The organism is Streptomyces nodosus (assembly GCF_008704995.1).
GTDB classification, from domain to species: Bacteria; Actinomycetota; Actinomycetes; order Streptomycetales; family Streptomycetaceae; genus Streptomyces; species Streptomyces nodosus.
Genome location: NZ_CP023747.1, coordinates 4901202 through 4918206 on the forward strand (window position 1 = coordinate 4901202; position 17005 = coordinate 4918206).

At 71.7% G+C, this 17005-nt stretch carries 12 protein-coding genes; 7 read left to right on the plus strand and 5 right to left on the minus strand.

Annotated elements, in window-relative coordinates; all coding sequences use genetic code 11:
- Positions 1-6 precede the first annotated feature (6 nt).
- From CP978_RS22235 to moeZ, 6 genes are all read left to right on the plus strand, one after another.
- A complete protein-coding gene (locus CP978_RS22235; RefSeq protein WP_376697949.1) occupies positions 7-1488 on the plus strand; it encodes a DUF3152 domain-containing protein in 1482 nt (493 codons plus the stop codon).
- 221 nt (positions 1489-1709) lie between these two features.
- Positions 1710-3440, plus strand: coding sequence for a DUF3492 domain-containing protein (locus tag CP978_RS22240; protein ID WP_107070563.1), 1731 nt, complete (start codon positions 1710-1712; stop codon positions 3438-3440).
- Positions 3437-4600 carry a hypothetical protein gene (locus CP978_RS22245; RefSeq protein WP_063839072.1) on the plus strand — a complete coding sequence of 388 codons (1164 nt, stop codon included), beginning with the start codon at positions 3437-3439 and terminating at the stop codon, positions 4598-4600. The genes CP978_RS22240 and CP978_RS22245 overlap by 4 nt, the downstream gene beginning before the upstream one ends.
- A 185-nt stretch (positions 4601-4785) precedes the next feature.
- Complete coding sequence (locus CP978_RS22250; RefSeq protein ID WP_043443668.1) at positions 4786-5745, plus strand: NAD-dependent epimerase/dehydratase family protein; 960 nt, start codon at positions 4786-4788, stop codon at positions 5743-5745.
- Complete coding sequence (locus CP978_RS22255) at positions 5733-6482, plus strand: spherulation-specific family 4 protein (protein ID WP_043443671.1); 750 nt, start codon at positions 5733-5735, stop codon at positions 6480-6482. The genes CP978_RS22250 and CP978_RS22255 overlap by 13 nt, the downstream gene beginning before the upstream one ends.
- Positions 6483-6545: 63 nt before the next feature.
- Positions 6546-7724 (plus strand): adenylyltransferase/sulfurtransferase MoeZ, encoded by a 1179-nt coding sequence (gene moeZ, locus CP978_RS22260; protein ID WP_043443673.1) that lies wholly within the window; start codon positions 6546-6548, stop codon positions 7722-7724.
- A 125-nt stretch (positions 7725-7849) separates the two neighbouring features.
- Here the strand turns inward: moeZ and CP978_RS22265 are convergent, their stop codons facing one another.
- From CP978_RS22265 to CP978_RS22285, 5 genes are all read right to left on the minus strand, one after another.
- Positions 7850-9556, minus strand: a complete 1707-nt coding sequence (locus CP978_RS22265) for a DEAD/DEAH box helicase (protein WP_150478284.1) — start codon at positions 9554-9556, stop codon at positions 7850-7852.
- An 86-nt stretch (positions 9557-9642) separates the two neighbouring features.
- Positions 9643-9846 (minus strand): cold-shock protein, encoded by a 204-nt coding sequence (locus CP978_RS22270; protein WP_023544341.1) that lies wholly within the window; start codon positions 9844-9846, stop codon positions 9643-9645.
- Positions 9847-10054: 208 nt separating this feature from the next.
- Entirely contained in the window at positions 10055-11590 is a 1536-nt protein-coding gene (locus CP978_RS22275) for an alpha/beta hydrolase (RefSeq protein WP_043443676.1), read from the minus strand.
- A gap of 177 nt (positions 11591-11767) precedes the next feature.
- Positions 11768-13336 carry an alpha/beta hydrolase gene (locus CP978_RS22280; protein ID WP_043443678.1) on the minus strand — a complete coding sequence of 523 codons (1569 nt, stop codon included), beginning with the start codon at positions 13334-13336 and terminating at the stop codon, positions 11768-11770.
- Between the two features lie 136 nt (positions 13337-13472).
- Positions 13473-16337, minus strand: a complete 2865-nt coding sequence (locus tag CP978_RS22285) for a lysylphosphatidylglycerol synthase transmembrane domain-containing protein (protein WP_043443680.1) — start codon at positions 16335-16337, stop codon at positions 13473-13475.
- A 185-nt stretch (positions 16338-16522) separates the two neighbouring features.
- Here CP978_RS22285 and CP978_RS22290 point away from each other — a divergent pair, with 185 nt between their 5' ends.
- Positions 16523-16927 carry an MGMT family protein gene (locus CP978_RS22290; protein WP_052454240.1) on the plus strand — a complete coding sequence of 135 codons (405 nt, stop codon included), beginning with the start codon at positions 16523-16525 and terminating at the stop codon, positions 16925-16927.
- The last annotated feature ends 78 nt before the right edge of the window (positions 16928-17005 follow it).

Genomic DNA, 17005 nt, shown 5'->3' on the forward strand with positions numbered 1-17005 from the left:
CGCGACGTGGGGCGGCACAGCCGCAAGGGGCGGGGCAACAGGACCGGTACGGACAAGGGCGCGGCCCCGGACCCGTCGGCGGAACCGGCGTCGGGGCCCGGCGCGGCCGGTCCGTCCCGCACGGCCGACGGCCGGCCGGGTCCGGGTGCCCCGTGGCTCCCCGAGGGCACGACCGCACCGGGGGTCTCCCGGTTCGCCGGTGCGTCGCAACCCGGCCCGTGGCCGGACGACAGGACCCCGGCTCGGGGGATGCCCCGATTCACGGGCGCCACTCCGGCCGCCGGCGAGCCGCGCAGGGACGGGGCTCCGGCGCGCGGCGGGCCGCGTCCGGCGGAGGGGACCCCGGCGCACGGGGTGCCGCGTCCGTCCGGCGGCACTGTGGACCAGGGCTCTCCGCAGGTCCGCGGCGGACATCCCCAGCAGCGTGAACCGGGCGGCGGCTGGGGCGAGTTCAGGGCCGGCGCGGCGCCGCAGGCCGCGCCTTTGGGGCGCCGCGCACCCCGTATCCCGCACCAGCGCACCCAGAACGGCGGCCCCCGCCAGGAGTACCTCGACGCCTTCGACGGGGACGAGGAGGTCCTCGCACCCCGTCGCGGCGTCCCCGCTCCCCGCCCCGGGGGCCTCGGCGGCCGACCCGCGGACACCGACGGCGCGCCGGCGACCGGGACCGGGGCGCCGGCCCGGAGGGCGGGCGGCAAGGGGCTCACCTTCACCGGGATCGCCGCCGCCGCGGTCACCACCGTGCTCGCGGTCGTCGTCGCCGGCCAGGTCGCCGACGGGCAGAACGACACCACCGCCGCGGAATCCGGTCAGGCCCACGGCCTGTACGACCCCCCGGCCCTCGACGACACCCGCCCGACCCCCTCGGAGCCGGCCGACCCGACACCGCTGACGTACGAGCAGGCGATGGGGGAGAAGGCCCCGCTCAGTCCCACGCTGACGGGATCCGGGAAGTTCGCCGTGATCCCCGGTGCCGCCGAGGCACCCGGCACGGGGCGCAAGTACACCTATCGCGTCGATGTGGAGGAGGGGCTCGGCCTCGACGGCGAACTCTTCGCGCAGGCCGTCCAGAAGACCCTCAACGACGACCGCAGCTGGGCCCACGACGGTGCCCGCACCTTCGAGCGGGTGTCCTCCGGCAGGGCCGACTTCGTGATCACGCTCGCCAGTCCCGGTACCACCGCCGCCTGGTGCGCCAAGTCGGGCCTCGACACCACCGAGGACAACGTCTCGTGCGACTCGGCCTCCACCGAGCGCGTGATGATCAACGCCTATCGCTGGGCACAGGGCTCCAAGACCTACGGGAACAAGATCCACCCCTACCGCCAGATGCTGATCAACCACGAGGTCGGCCACCGCCTCGGCTACGGCCATGTCAGCTGCGACAAGGACGGCCAGCTGGCGCCGGTCATGCAGCAGCAGACCAAGTTCCTCGACCACGACGGCATCCACTGCCGGCCCAACCCCTGGCCCTATCCCCGCGGTTGACGGGGAGCGCACGGAGACCGGACGCGTTCGCGGGATGCGTGACCGTTCGATCACTTGAAGTGTTCAAACGCGGTCCGCGCGGGAAAGTTACGACCGTTCACCCCTTTTGATGGTGCGATGGACAACCGTCCGTCGTACCACCGCCATGTCCGCATACGTTCGTCCCGCTGCGAGCCGTCGGGGCGACGGCGGCTTCCCAAGGGGAGATCGGGGGTGTGCTCGTGCGCATCGGACTGCTTACGGAGGGTGGCTATCCGTATGTGGGTGGTGACGCCGGGCTCTGGTGCGACCGGCTGGTGCGCGGGCTCGCCCAGCATGAGTTCGACGTCTATGCGCTGACCCGCTCCGAGCGGGAGGAGCCCGGGGACTGGGGCACGCTGCCACCGGGGATCACCCGGGTGCGGACCGCGCCGCCGGGGGGCGCGGAGCAGGACGGGGTCACCCATGGGCGCCGCACGCGGCGGCGGTTCGCCGAGGCGTACGGGGAGCTGGCCGCCGCGCTCTGCGCGGCACCCGAACCGGGGGCGCCGCAGGGGGCGTTCGCTCCTGTCGACCCCGAGGCGGACCGTTTCGGCAGTGCCCTGTACGCGCTCGCCGAACTCGCCCGTGACCAGGGAGGTCTGGCCGGTGCCCTGCGTTCCGAGACCGCACTGGGCGCCCTGGAGCGGGCCTGCCGCGCACCGGGCGCCCTGCGCGCCGCGCACACGGCACGCGTCCCCGACCTCCTCGAGGCGGCCGCCCGGATCGAACATGCCCTGCGCCCCCTCTCCCTCGACTGGTACGAGGACGACGGGCTCGGCTCGGTCGACCTCTGCCACACCGCCACCGGCGGTGCCGCGGCCCTCGTCGGACTGCTCGCCCGGCACTTCACCCAGGTCCCCCTGGTGGTCACCGAGTACGGCGTCCGTCTGCGGGCCCACTATCTGGGGGCAGCGGAAGGGACCGCACCGGTACGCACGCTGCTCGCCTCCTTCCAGCGCCATCTGGCGGCCGAGACCTATCGGAGGGCGGCCTGCATCACCCCCGGCAACGCCCATGCCCGCCGCTGGCAGGAGCGCTGCGGTGCCGACCGCGCCAGACTGCGCACGGTCTACCCCGGCATGGAGGCGTCCCGTTTCCGGGACGTGGGCGAGACGGCCGACCGTGCCGATCCCTCCACCCTCGTCTGGGTCGGCCGTATCGAGCCGGCCAAGGACCTGATCTCCCTGCTCCATGCCTTCGCCGAGGTCCACAGAAGGGAGCCGGCGGCGCGGCTGCGGATCGTCGGGGCGGCGGCGGGCGCCGAGGGGGAGGCCTATCTCGGGCACTGCAGGGCGCTGGCCGTCCAGCTCTTCCCCGACGAGGCCGCGGGTGCCCATGCCGTCGGGGACAACCCGGTGTCCTTCGAGGAGATCGGCGGCCCGGAGATGCCCGATCTGGCGGGGGCGTACGCGGCCGGGGCCGTGGTCGTCCTGTCGAGCGTCGTCGAAGGGTTTCCGGTCAGCCTGGTGGAGTCCATGTTCTGCGGCCGGGCCACGGTCTCCACGGATGTCGGCGCGGTGGTGGAGGTCATCGGCGGTACGGGCCTGGTGGTCCCGCCCCGCAACCCGAGGGCGCTCGCCGAGGCGTGTGTGGCGTTGCTGCGCGACCCCCGACGCCGTGAGCGCCTCGGCGCGGCCGCCCGCGCGCGGGCCCTGGAGCTTTTCACCGTCGAGCAGAACGTCGCGGCGTTCCACCGCATCTATCTGGAGGTCGTCTCCCACGCCCCGGTACGGCGGGTGCCGGTGGACGACACGGGTGAACCGCTGCCCTTCGGGGCACCGGCGGAGTCCCGCCTGCCCGGCCACCTGACCACGGCACGGCCCCCGGGCTCCAGGCCTAGCTGGGCCTGGGCGCCGGACGACACCGCGGCATCCGTGCGGACCGCCGGGCATCCGGCGGAACCCGTCCCGGCGACGGAGGGCGCGCGATGAGCGGCGTGGGAGAACTGGACCGCCCCGGCACCCCGGGCGGCCCCGACGGATGGCCTCCCGCACCCGCCGGGAGCGGGAGCCGGACCCGGGCAGCCTCTTCCCGTCGTGGTGTCGCCGACCCCGTCAAGGTCCTGATGCACCGGCACCGCGCCCTGTGCGAGCGGGCCGTCGACCCCCTGGAGATCGCGGCCGGTCTGGAGGCGCACGGACTCACCGACCGGACCGCCGCCCGCTTCCGGCACCGCGATGTGTTCTCGCTCGCCGAGGAGATGTACGCGCGGGTGCCCCGCGACGCCGACCGGCCCCCGGCGTCCGCCGCCCCACAAGCCCCCCGCGAGCCGCGGGCCGGGGTCCTTCTCGCCCTGCTCCCGGGCGTGCTGTGCCTCGCCACCGTCCTCGGGCTGCGGTTCACCGAGGACCGGCTCCGCCTCGCCGTCGCCGCGCTCGGTGTTCTCGCCGTGGCCCTCGGACTGCGTACGGCGCTCCGGCACGGTCCCCTGCGCGCCCCCGCCGGCTCCTTCGGCGTCCCCACCCGGACCTGCTGGCTGATCGCCTGGGCGCTGTTCGGCGACCGCGTGCTGCGCGAGGGACTGGGCAACGGTGCCGACGGCCCCTGGCACCCCGCCACCGTGTCCGCCCTCGCGCTCGCCCTGGCCTGCGTGCCTGCCGTCTGGTGCGCCCGTCTCTTCTCCCTCGGCGCCCGCCGCAGGCTCGCCACCAGCCGAGGCCTGAAGGAGTTCGCGTCCTCGACGACACCGCTGCTGCTTGGCGTGTTCGGACTCTTCCTGTGCGCTCTGGGCGGGCTGCTCGCCCTGTGCGGGGCGCTGCTCGGCGAGCCCGCCGTCTATGCCGGAGCCGGTGCCCTCGGCGCGCTTCTGCTGCTCGCCCGGCTGCTCACCGCGCACGGTTTCGCGCACGCCCCGGCCGTCGCCCTCGGCGTCGCGGCCACCGCCGAGGCCACGGCCCTGGTCACGGTCTTCGCGGGACGGCTCCCCGGCTGCTCGGTCCTGGCCACGCCGGTCCGGGCCCTGGCCGGCAGCTGGGGCACGGACGCCGTCCCGGCCCTGGCCTGCGCCTCGGCCGCCCTGGCCCTGCTGATCCATGCGACCCGCACCCTGACCCGGGCCTCGGCCCACGCCCTGCCGCCCGGATCACCCTGAGCCCGGCTCGACGAGACGCCGCCATCGGCGACTCATCAGCCGCGACCGCTGCCCGAAGCCGCGTCCTCGGCACAGCCCTCCCGCGGGGCCGACACCGCGGGCCTCTCATCCCACGGCACCACTCTTGAAGGAGAACGCCAGATGATCACCTCCCGAACCGGAGAATCCGCCCCGGGAGCCGCCCGATGAGGGTCCTGCTGATCGGAGCCAACGGATACCTCGGCCGCTTCGTCGCCGACCGGCTGCTCGCCGACCCGGCCGTACAGCTCACCGCGCTCGGCCGCGGCGACGACGCCGACGTACGGTTCGACCTCGCCTCCGGCAGCCCCGGCGCACTCACCCGTTTCCTGGACGCGGTGCACCCCGGGGTCGTCATCAACTGCGCCGGGGCCATCCGCGGCGGCGCCCGGGATCTGACCCGGCACAACACCGTGGCCGTCGCCACCGTCTGCGAGGCCCTGCGCCGCAGCGGCTGCGGAGCCCGCCTGGTGCAGATCGGCTGCGGCGCCGAGTACGGACCCAGCCAGCCCGGCTCCTCCACGGCCGAGGACGCCGTCCCCCGCCCCGGCGGCCCCTATGGCGTCAGCAAGCTCGCCGCCACCGAACTGGTCCTCGGCTCGGGCCTCGACGCCGTCGTGCTCCGGGTGTTCTCGCCCGCCGGACCGGGAACTCCCGCCGGATCCCCGCTCGGCCGGCTCGCGGAGGCGCTGCGCCGCGCCATGCAGTCCGGTGACAGCGAGCTCAAGCTCGGCGGTCTCGGTGTCCAGCGCGACTTCGTCGATGTACGCGATGTGGCCCGTGCCGTCCATGCCGCGTCCCTCTCCGCCGCCCAGGGTGTGATCAACATCGGCTCCGGGCGTGCCGTACGCCTCCGTGACGCGGTCGCCGTCCTCGCCCGGGTGGCCGGCTACGGCGGCACCCTGCACGAACTCGACGGTCCGCCCGGACCGGGGCGGCCCGCCATCGGCCACCCCCGGGGCGATACGGAGTACGCCGTCCCCGTCGCCCACCCCTACCCGGACGGCTGCGGCAGCTGGCAGCAGGCCGATGTGCGCACCGCCCGCGACCGGCTCGGCTGGCGGCCCCGGATCAACCTGGAGGAATCCCTCGCCGACATCTGGATGGAGGCGGCATGCCGCATCTGATCTGCCCCCCGGCGGGCACGGCGAGCACCGGCCTCGGCGTGGGCCTGGGCATCCCCGGCCATGCACACCCCCTGGACGCGCCCCTGGAGTGGGCCCGGCTCGCCGGTCCGGGCGCCCCGGTGCACTGGGCCGTCCTCGATGTGGACGGCGGTCCCGGCACCCGCCCCGATCCGCACTGTGCGGAGGCCGCGGGGCGACTGCGGACGGCCGGTGTCCGTGTCCTCGGCCACCTCGATCTCCACCAGGGCGCGCGTACCTTCGGTGATCTGCTCTCCGAGGCGCACCGGTATCTCGACTGGTACCGGGTCGACGGATTCTTCCTGGACCGCTGCCCGGGCGAACGCTCCGTGCTCTTCGAGGTCCACCGCATCGTCACCGCGCTCCGTGCGTTCCTCGCCCCCGGGCACATCGTCCTGGGGCACGGCACCCATCCGTATCCCGGATACGCCGAGACCGCCGACCAGTTGGTCACCTTCTCCGGACCGTGGAGCGACTACCGCTGGTCGCAGGTGGCCGAGTGGACCGCCGACCATCCGCCCGAGCGGTTCTGTCACCTGGTGCACGGGGTGCCGCGCGGCCATCTCGAGGAGGCGCTGCGCATCGCGCGCTGGCAGGGCGCGGGCACCATCTGGTTCACCGACCGCACCCCTCGGGGCGGCGACCCCGACCCATGGGCGGCCATGCCCGGTTACTGGGACGACATCATCTCGCGCCTCGGAACAGGTGTCTCGGAATGAAGAAGGGCGTGGCAGTGTTACGGGGAGAACAACCGTAGTGATTGACCGACCAACGGAGTCCCCGTGTCGCTGCCACCCCTGGTCGAGCCGGCTGCCGAGCTCACCGTAGACGAGGTCCGCAGGTACTCCCGCCACCTGATCATTCCCGATGTCGGGATGGACGGGCAGAAGCGGCTGAAGAACGCCAAGGTGCTCTGTGTGGGTGCCGGCGGTCTGGGCTCGCCCGCGCTGATGTACCTGGCCGCGGCGGGCGTGGGAACGCTCGGCATCGTGGAGTTCGACGAGGTCGACGAGTCGAATCTGCAGCGGCAGATCATCCACAGCCAGTCCGACATCGGCCGCCCCAAGGCCGAGTCCGCGCGGGACACCGTCAAGGGCATCAACCCCTATGTCGAGGTGATCCTTCACCAGGAGCGGCTCGAGGCCGACAATGTGATGGACATCTTCAGTCAGTACGACCTGATCATCGACGGCACGGACAACTTCGCGACCCGCTATCTGGTCAACGACGCGTGTGTGCTGCTGAACAAGCCGTATGTATGGGGCTCGATCTACCGCTTCGACGGCCAGGCCTCCGTCTTCTGGTCCGAGCACGGCCCCTGCTACCGCTGCCTGTACCCGGAGCCCCCGCCGCCGGGCATGGTCCCCTCCTGCGCCGAGGGCGGTGTCCTCGGTGTGCTGTGCGCGTCCATCGGCTCCATGCAGGTCAACGAGGCGATCAAGCTTCTCGCGGGCATCGGTGAGCCGCTGGTCGGCCGACTGATGATCTACGACGCCCTGGAGATGCAGTACCGCCAGGTCAAGGTCCGCAAGGACCCCAACTGCGCGATCTGCGGCGAGAACCCGACCGTCACCGAACTCATCGACTACGAGGCCTTCTGCGGCGTCGTCTCCGAGGAGGCCCAGGCGGCGGCCCTGGACTCGACGATCACTCCCAAGCAGCTCAAGGAGTGGATCGACGACGGCGAGAACATCGAGATCATCGATGTCCGCGAGCCGAACGAGTACGAGATCGTCTCCATTCCGGGCGCCCGGCTGATCCCGAAGAACGAGTTCCTGATGGGCAGCGCCCTGGAGACTCTCCCGCAGGACAAGAAGATCGTCTTGCACTGCAAGACGGGTGTCCGCAGTGCGGAAGTCCTCGCCGTCCTGAAGTCGGCGGGCTTCGCCGACGCGGTTCATGTCGGCGGCGGTGTGATCGGCTGGGTCAACCAGATCGAACCGGACAAGCCGGTGTACTGACCGGTGTACCGGTCAGCCGTCCGGTTGTCCGGCTGACCGGCGAGACGGAACAGGCCCACGGCTCCGATCGATTCGGATGCCGTGGGCCTCTGTCGTTGTCGGCCGGTTGCCGTCGGCCGGTTTACTCAGGGGGCAGAGATACGGCGGCCGCCCCGGCGGTCGGAGCCGCGGCCGCCGGTGTCGGCGGCGCCGCCCTTCGCCCCGCCGGTCGCCGACCGTCGGCCGGAACCACGGGCGGCCTTGCCGGAGGCGGCGCCGGTCGCCGCGGTTCCGGCCGCGGCCCGTCGGCTGGAACCGCCCTTGGCACTGTCGGCTCCCGCCCGGCGGGCGGAACCACGCTCACCGGTTGCGGACGTCCCGCCGCCTGCTGCCGCACCGGCCCCGGACCGGCGGCCCGAGCCCCGGCCCGCAGTCCCGGTGGCAGCATCCGTCGCCGCTCCGGCCCCGCCGCCGCTCCGGCGGCGGCCGGACCGCCTGCCGGGTTCGGTGCCGGTCCTCCGGGCCGGGCGCGACGCCGTCGGCGCCGTCGGCTGGGGGACCTCGATGGTGACGGCCACACCGGAAGGCTCGCGGGCGCCGGTGATGGCGGCCAGTTCCGCGTCGCTCGAGGTGACGCGGGTCGTCCGGGGGCGGATCTTCGCGTCCGACATGAGCCGGGTGACGTCCCGCTTCTGGTCCGGCAGGACCAGCGTGACCACACTGCCGGAGCCGCCGGCGCGAGCCGTGCGGCCGCCCCGGTGGAGGTAGTCCTTGTGGTCGGTGGGGGGATCGACATTGACGACGAGGTCGAGGTCGTCGATGTGTATGCCCCGGGCCGCGACGTTCGTCGCCACCAGGGCGGTGACCCGGCCGTCCTTGAACTGTTCCAGGGTGCGGGTCCGCTGCGGCTGGGAGCGACCCCCGTGCAGTGCCGCCGCACGGACACCGACGGCCAGAAGCCGCTTGGTGAGCCGGTCGGCGGACCTCTTGGTGTCCAGGAAGAGGATGACCCGTCCGTCACGGGCCGCGATGCGCGTGGTGACGGCCTTCTTGTCGGTCTCGTCCAGGACGTGGAGCACATGATGCTCCATGGTGGTCACCGCGCCCGCGGACGGATCCACGGAGTGCACGACCGGATCGGTCAGGAACCGCTGCACCAGACGGTCGATATTGCCGTCCAGGGTGGCCGAGAAGAGCAGGCGCTGTCCGTCGGGCCGCACCTGCTCGATCAGCTTGGTGATCTGCGGCAGAAAGCCCATGTCGGTCATCTGGTCGGCTTCGTCCAGCACCGTGATGCGTACGCTGTCGAGCCTGCAGTCCCCGCGTTCCACGAGGTCGTTGAGCCTGCCGGGGCTCGCCACGAGCACCTCGGCGCCGCGCCGGAGCACGCCGGCCTGCTTGGTGATGGACAGCCCGCCGACCACGGTGGCCAGCCGGAGGTTCACCGCCGTCGCGTAGGGGGTCAGCGCATCGGTCACCTGCTGGGCGAGCTCACGGGTGGGCACCAGCACCAGGGCGAGGGGAGCCTTGGGCTCCGCGCGCAGTCCTGCCGTGCGGGCCAGGAGCGCCAGCCCGAACGCCAGGGTCTTGCCGGAGCCGGTGCGTCCCCGTCCCAGCAGGTCACGGCCGGCGAGCGAGTTGGGCAGGGTGGCGGCCTGGATGGGGAAGGGGGTGGTCACGCCTTGCGCGGTGAGGGTCTTCAGCAGTCCCGCGGGCATGTCCAGACCGGCGAAGTCCTCGACGGCGGGAAGTGCGGGTGTCGTGCTTTCCGGCAGCCGGAATTCCCTCGGCGACGACGTGGACGGCGCGGTCGACGGAACGCGCCGGTTCGACTTCTGGGGTCTGCGGGACATGCAAATATTGCCCTTCTGGAAACAACACAAACCGGGGTCCGCACCATGACGGTGCGGACCCCGGTGAGTGGATACGCGTCCGGCGATCAGGCGGGGACGATGTTCTCCGCCTGCGGGCCCTTCTGGCCCTGCGTGACGTCGAAGGAGACCCGCTGGCCCTCCTGCAGCTCACGGAAGCCCTGGGTCGCGATGTTCGAGTAGTGAGCGAAGACGTCGGGGCCGCCGCCGTCCTGCTGGATGAAGCCGAAACCCTTTTCGGCGTTGAACCACTTCACGGTTCCCTGTGCCATGACTTTCTCCTTCTGTAGGCAGAGGCCCCATCCGGAGATGCCGGAAAACAAATAAAGCGCCTAAAGGATAAACATTCCCGTCAGGCGCACATAAGTTCATGGGTACCACAACTGCAACACCAGAACCTTAGCACAGCACGGCGGCGTGTGTGGGATCTTCCGGGTGCGCTCCGGGTTTCCTCGGAGCCGCGGAGCGCACCCGCCGTCGTCATGAGCAGACCGTGCCGTCCTTCGGGACCGTGCCGTTCAGCAGATAGGCGTTCACGGTCGAGTCCACACAGCGGCTCCCGCTGCCGTACGCCCCATGGCCCTCGCCCTTCCAGGTGAGCTCGACACCGACGTCCTTGCCCAGCCCGTCGGCCATCTTCCGGGCGCCCTCGTACGGTGTGGCCGGGTCCCCGGTGTTGCCCACCACCAGCACGGGTGCCGCTCCCGGGGCACTGACCTCCGGATGGTCGAACTGCCCGGCCACCGGCCAGTCGTGGCACCAGCCCGCCGTGTCCCAGCCCAGGTACTCGCCGAACACCGGAGAGATCTTCTCGAACTCCGGCAGCAGCCTCCTCGTCTCCTCGGCCGTCGGCCGCTGCCTGCTGTCCAGGCACGATATGGCCCGCTGGGCGTGTGTGGTCGTGCCGTACTGCCCCGTGGCGCTCCGCTCGTTGTAGCGGTCGGCGAGCCGCAGCAGCTCGGAACCGTCCCCCGCCTCCGCCGCCTTCAGTGCGGCGGTGAGCGTGGGCCAGCCCTCCTCGCTGTAGAGCGGCACCACGATTCCGGTGAGCGCCAGGGTCTGGGTGAGCATCCGGTCGGACGACGCCGGCAACGGCTTCTCGTCGAGCCGCTTCAGCAGATCCGCGATCTTCCGGGTGCCCTGTTCGGGGTCCTGGCCCGTCGAGGTGAGGTAGTTGTCCAGCGCGCGCTGGAACCCACGGGCCTGGTTCTTGGCATGGCCCACCATGTCGGCGGTCGGGTCGACCACGGCGTCCAGAACCAGCCGGCCCACGTTCTTCGGGAACAGGTGGGCGTAGACGCCGCCGAGTTCGGTGCCGTAGGAGATGCCGAAGTAGTGCGTCTTCCGGTCGCCGAGCACCTGGCGCATCAGATCCATGTCCCGCGCGGTGTCGGCCGTGGAGACATGCGCGAGCAGCTTTCCTGCGGCCTGCCGGCATCCCTCACCGAAGCCGGCGGCGTCGTCCAGAAACGCCTTCTCCTCGCCGGCGTCGTCGGGAGTCGCGTCGATCGTCTCGGCGGCCTGGATCGCCTTGTCGTCGCGGCAGCGGATGCCCTGGCTGGCGCCGACCCCGCGCGGATCCCAGCTCACCAGGTCGTACCGCTCATGGAGTGCGGCGACCGTGTTCGTGTACAACGGCATCATCGAGATCCCGGAGCCTCCGGGGCCGCCGAAGTTGAACAGCAACGACCCGATGCGGTCGCCGCCGCTCGCCCGGGAACGGATCAGCCCCAGACCGATCGTCTCCCCCTCGGGCTTCGCCCAGTCCAGCGGCACCTTCAGCGTCGTGCACCGCCAGTCGCCGCCCGGCGCCGACGGCCCCTTGCAGCGGTTCCACTCGAGCTTCTGGGAGGTGAGCGAGGAGGGCAGGCCCGAGGAGGTCGCGGGAGGCGGGGCCGCCGACGATCCGGGTCCGCCCCTCGCGTCGTCCCCACCCTCGCCGGACGAGCCGCCGACGCAGCCGGCCGTCAACATCGCCGCCGCGACCGCGGTCGTCCACCGAACAAAACGTGACATGTGACCCCCCTGACACGCTCCCCGCACGGAACCGCGAGGAGCAGTCAGACCATGGTAGGTGGATCGGGTCGAGCCCATTGTTGCCTGTGGAAAACTCTCTGACCTGCGACTTCCCGGAAGCGCCGGTGCCAAGGGAGCGCGGCCGCCAGTGCCGCGGCAGGCCGCTAGGTGCAGACCCTAGGTGCAGACCTTGCCCGCCGGAGGGACCTTCCCGTGCAGCAGATAGTTGTTCACGACGTCCTGCACACACGCGTTGCCGCTGTCGTACGAGCCGTGCCCCTCACCCTTGAAGGTCAGCTCGACGGCGACCCCCGGGCCGAGCGCCTGCACCATCCTCCGGGTGCCCTCGTACGGGGTGGCCGGGTCGCCGGTGTTGCCGACCACCAGGATCGGGGCGGAACCGGGCGCGCTCACGTCCGCGTGGGCGGCGGCTCCCGCCACCGGCCAGTCGGTGCAACTGAGCATGCCCCAGGCCAGGAAGTCGCCGAACACCGGGGAGGCGGCCCGGAACTGCGGCAGCTTCGCCTTCACATCGGCGACGGTGTATCTCGCTCTCTGGTCCGCGCAGTTGATGGAGACGTTCGCGGACATGAGGTTGTTGTACTGGCCGCTCTCGTTGCGCCCGTTCATGGCGTCCGCCAGCAGCATCAGCACCTTGCCGTCACCGGCGTATGCCTGTTGCAGCCCCACGGTGAGGTAGGTCCAGAAGGCCTTGGAGTAGAGGGCCTGGGCGATGCCGCTGGTCGCGGCGGTCCGGGTCAGCACACGGGGAGGAAGCCCGGGGAGCGGCTTGCTGTCGAGGCTCTTGAGCAGGGCGACGATCCGGTTCTGCACATCCTGCGCGGTGCTGCCGACCGGGCATCCCGCGCTCTGTGCGACGCAGTTGCGGGCGTAGTCCTCGAGTGCGCGCTGGAAGCCCCTGGCCTGTCCGAGCGCACTCTCCGCCGGGCTCTGGGTCGGGTCGACGACCGCGTCGAGCACCATCCGCCCCACATTCTGAGGGAACAGATGTGCGTAGACGCCGCCGAGTTCGGTGCCGTAGGAGATGCCGAAGTAGTGCAGCCTGGCATCGCCGAGCACCTGGCGCATCAGGTCCATGTCGCGGGCGGCGTCGGTGGTGCGCAGATAGGGGAGCAGCCTCCCGGCGTTGACCTCGCAGGCATGGTTGAACTGCCGGATGGCGTTCAGATACGACTGCTGCTCGGCCGCGGTGGAAGGCACCGCGTCCTGCTGGAAGTAGGTGTCCAGCTGCTGATCGTTCTCGCAGATCACGCCCGCGCTGCGGCCGACCCCGCGGGGGTCGAAGCTCACCAGGTCGTAACGGGTGCCGAGGGTCGTGTAGTCGGGGGCGAAGGACGGCAGGGTGCTGACCCCGGAGCCGCCGGGGCCGCCGAAGTTGAAGATGAGGGAGCCTATGCGCTGCTCCGGGGGGCCGCTGGCCTTCACCCGGATCAGTGCGATGCCGATGGTGGCGCCCTTGGGGTCGTTCCAGTTCAGGGGCGTCCTCATGGTGGCGCACTGCCAACGGCCGCCGGTCGGCAGGGGAACGGGGGCGCTGCCGCCGCCCTCCGAGGCCGACGGCGCGGGGCAGTCCTTCCAGTTCAGCGTCTGACTGGACAGGTTGAGCGTCGAAGGCGGGGGGCTCGCGGCCGTGGGAGCGGTGGCACGGCCTATCAGTGGGAAGGACACGAGGACGGCGGCGGTGGCGGCCAGGGTGGTGGCGCGGATCCGGTGACGGTTCGGCATGTTTTTATCGTGGGGCCGCCCCGGGCGGAACGCCCGGGGCGGCGGGCCGTGCGGGTGACGTCGGGTGCCGTGCGCCGCGTGTCGCGTTGCACGACGGCCGACGCACCGTCATCTCCTGCCCGAGCCGTCCTTTGTTCTAGAGCGAGCCTCTGCGGGTCAGATGGTTGAAGAAGAGCCATCCCGGCAGCACCGGCAGCCACAGCGTCAGCAGCCGGTACATCAGCACCGCGGGCGCCGCGACCTCCTTGGGGAGGCCCACGGCGATCAGGCCGACCGTGAGGGTCGCCTCCACGGCGCCCACACCGCCCGGGGTCGGGGCGGCCGAACCGAGCGCGTTGCCCGCGAGGAAGACGACCGCCACGCTGGCCAGGCTGAGCGTGGTCTTCTCCTCGTGTCCGAACGCGCGGATCGAGGCGTCCAGGCACATCACGAAGGACGCGGTCAGCAGCAGCATGCCGCCGATGCCGGTGATCAGCTTCTGCGGCCGCTGGAGCACGTCGAGCATGCGGGGCACGACCCCGGCGAACAGCGACCGTACGCGTGTGACGACGAACTTCCGCAGGAACGGCACCGAGGTCACCACCAGGACCAGCACCGCGACCGTCAGCAGACCGGCGATGACCGTGCGGGACGGCGACAGGGAGGGAGTCTTCTCGGTGCCCGTGAGATAGCCGAACGACAGCAGCATCAGCACATGGCAGCCCAGCCCGAACAGCTGGGAGGCGCCGACGCTCGCCACGGCGAGGCCCGGCCGCACGCCCGCGCGCTGCAGGAACCGCGTGTTGAGCGCGACCCCGCCGACCGCCGCGGGCGCGACGATCTTCACGAACGACCCGGCGACCTGGGCCGCCGTGGTCCGCCAGAAGGGCACCCGCTCGGGCACGAAGCCCAGCAGGGCCATCGCCGCCGCGACATAGCTCAGTGCCGAGAAGGCCACGGCCGCCGCCACCCAGCCCCACTCGGCGTGGGCGAAGAGCGTGCCGAACTCGATGTGGGTGAGCTGGGTCAGCAGGAAGTACGCGCCGATGGCACCGGCCATGAAACTGATCAGAGTGCGGGGTCGCACCCGCTCCAGGCGGGCCGGTTCGACCGGCGCCTGTGGCCGGATCCGCAGCACCTGATGGCGGATCTGGGTGAGCAGATCCTCCTCACGTGCCCCTTCCAGCGCCTCGTCGATCGCCCGTTTCTCGGCCCGCTGCTCGGCGCGCGCGGACTTCTTGTCGGGCTTGTCGAGGACGACTCCGGTGGCCTCGCGTTCCTCTTCCAGACGGGCCGCCTTGGCCAGCCGGGACGCCTCCAGGACTGCCTCCCGCTCGCGCTCCGCCCGCTCGCGGGCCAGTCTTCTGAGCGTCGCGCGGGTGGAGCGCGTCAGCGCGATGGGCTGGAGCATGGGCAGACAGTCGGCCACCGCGTCGGGGCCGAGGACGCCGACCGCGGACGCCACCGAGCGTTCCGCGCCGACGCGCAGCCCGAGCGTGGTGAGCAGTTGTGCGATGTCCATCCGCAGCACCAGATCTCCGGCCGCGATCTCCCCGTTGCGCATGTCCGTGAGCACCACGGTGCCGGAACGATCCACCACGATGGCGTCCCCGGCGAGCCTGCGGTGCGCGATGCGCCGCGACTGCAGGGCCCGTACCTGCTGCCAGGTGTCGCGCAGCAGCGCGTCGGTGATCTCCTCGTCGGCCAGCTGGTCGAGGGTGCGTCCGCCGGTGTGCTCGTAGATCAGCATCACGGCGTCCGGACCGAGCTCCGAGGTCGCGATCAGCCGCGGGGCGTTGGCGCCGGCCGCGATCGCCGCATAGGCCAGGAGAGCCTCCTGCTCCAGGGCCTGGCGCAGCGACTGCAGACTGCTCTTGGTGGTGATCCCGCGCAGCGTCAGACGTCTCCAGGTGCGGTAGAAGAAGCCCTGGGCCTGCTGTTCGCGGTCGACGACGGTGACATCGAGGGGTGGGCCGTCCTCCAGGGTGACGAAGTAGCGCCGGCCGCGGTCCCCGTTGTCCGTGGTGTCGGCCGTGTCCTCGCGGGCCGCGCTCACCGGGCGGAATCCCACCGTGCGCAGGCCCGCCATCAGGGTCTGTCCGGTCGGCCGTACGTTCGGTGAGCCGACGGCGTACAGCGTGCCGGCCGCGACGCTCCAGCCGATCAGCACGGTCAGGACGATCGAGAAGGGTGTCGTATAGCCGGTGACCAGCATCGAGAAGGCGTCGAGCAGCAGCACCACCCACAGCACGGCACGCCATCTCGGTCTGCGTGACATGCCCACGGCCGTCATATAGGCGATCACGGGTGCGAGATAGCCGTGCACCGGATCGGTCAGGGCGTGCAGATTGCCGGGGGAGGGCTGGGTGAGCGCCTCCTGGATGGAGGACGGGGCGCCCCTGGCGACCCACAGGTCCGCGGCGAGCGTCACCCCATGGGCGAGGACCGCCGCGAGAACGCCGTCGGCGATGCGCAGCCCGTCCCGCTTGATCAGCCGTTCGATCGCGAAGGCGACCGGCACCAGCAGGATCGCGATGCTGGACGCCAGACCCGCGATCTTGATCAGCAGATCGGGTGCCTGTCCCGTGCCCTTGTTGATGTCCTGTTCGAGCCCCGAGGTGGTGCCATGGGCGAAGGCCGCGATCGCGAGCAGCACCACGATCGCCAGCACGCCCACCAGGAGGCGCATCAGATCGGACGGCCGGTGCACACGCGCCGGGAGCAGAGGTTCGTCGCCCTCCACCGCGTCGTTGTGGGAGTCGGTGCGGTGCCGGTCGGACCCGGACCGCCGCCGGGCGTCCGCCGCCCGCCGCTCCTTGCCCCCGTCGGCCTTGTGGTTCATGGTGTCGCGTTCGTGTGCTGTCGGTGCTTCTGCTCCGGTACGGGCCTTTTCGTCGTCGGTACGGGCCCTGTCGCCGTCCGCGCCTTCGCCGGTGTTCCGGCCCGTGCGGCCGGTGTCCGGGCGCGACGGGCCCTCAGAGGCGCCCTCCGCTCCGTCGGGGTGCGCACCCTGCTCCGTCATCGCCTCTTCTTGATCTCGTATCACCGGTTACCGCCCGCATGATGGTGGCACGTCCACCCGACACACGGGGGCATCAGGGTGCAATACGGGGGCGCACAGTCTGCCGGAAGCGCAGCGTCGGGGCGAGGGATACGCTCGGCCGCTCTCATGTCACATTGTCGGTGGAGTGGGGCAGGATGGGGCGGATGAGCGAGGAGAGCCTTCCGGTACATACCCTGCCCGACTATGCGGAACACGTCCTTGACCTGGCCGAACGCATTCCGCCGGGACGTGTGATGACCTACGGGGACATGGCCGAGTGGCTGGGGGAGGGTGGTCCGCGTCAGGTGGGCCGGGTGATGGCCCACTACGGAGGGACGGTCCCCTGGTGGCGTGTCGTCCGCGCCGACGGCGTGCTGCTCCCGGGCCATGAACGCGAGGCGCTGGACCGCTACCGCGAGGAGGGCACCCCCCTGCGCGAAGCCGGCCGGGCGTCCGAGGGCCATCAGCCGCGCATCGACATGAGACGGGCGCGCTGGGACGGCAACGAACGGGCGGATGCTCACATCCGACAGCTTCCGGCATCGTACGGACCCGGGGCGCACCCGTAGCCCGTTCGGGGGACGCGTCGCACGTCGATGACATGCCGTACGGTCGTGGGTCAGCGGGAGAGGCGGGAGCCCCGGGCA